General features: G+C 42.8%; 1 pseudogene. It reads right to left on the bottom strand.

Annotated elements, in window-relative coordinates:
* Positions 1-257: pseudogene (locus ACFIO5_RS12845) on the bottom strand (single-stranded-DNA-specific exonuclease RecJ); the annotation flags it as partial.

Here is a 257-nt window from a genome sequence, read left to right on the forward strand (position 1 = left end):
TCGACACCAAAATAACGCAAAAAGCGCGCTATGAGTGCCGATGAACAAGCACCATCAACATCATAATCACCAAAAACTGCAACTTTCTCTTGCTTCAGAATAGCTTTCACGATGCGCTCTGCTGCGTATTGCATATCCGTAAAACTTTTTGGATCAGGCATAAGTGTGCGCAATGTTGGATTGATAAAAGCAACAGCTTCAGATTCATCCACATCTCTTGCCGAGAGAACACGGGCTAATTGATCTGGAAAACCAAA

The sequence above is a fragment of the Bartonella sp. AA86SXKL genome (assembly GCF_042196885.1).